The 303-nt window shown below is 75.2% G+C and carries 1 protein-coding gene; it reads right to left on the reverse strand.

Going from position 1 to position 303, the window contains the following annotated elements:
* Positions 1 to 303: SDR family oxidoreductase (locus VR44_RS16380; RefSeq protein ID WP_169791015.1), on the reverse strand; the 303-nt coding region annotated here is incomplete at both ends.

A 303-nucleotide genomic window follows, 5' to 3' on the forward strand; every position in this document is an offset into this window, starting at 1 on the left:
CGTAGGGGCTGTCGAAGTTCTCGCCGCGGTCGAAGTCCTCCTCCCGCAGGGTGACCAGGGGCCCGTCGCCGGGGGCGGGGCCGACGGCGGAGAGCGTGGACATGTGGGCCATGCGCCAGCCGCGGTCCAGGGCGAGGCGGGCGAGCAGGGAGGTCGGGGCGACGTTGTTCGTGGCGTAGCGGTCGTCCGGACCGTAGTGGCGCACCTCGGCGGCCGCGTGGATGAGCTCCCGGACCCCTCCGGTGGCCGCCGCCAGCTCGTCGGCGTCGAGGGTGCCGAGGTCGCCCTCGACGATCCGCACCC

It is taken from the genome of Streptomyces katrae (genome assembly GCF_000966975.1).
Lineage (GTDB): Bacteria > Actinomycetota > Actinomycetes > Streptomycetales > Streptomycetaceae > Streptomyces > Streptomyces katrae.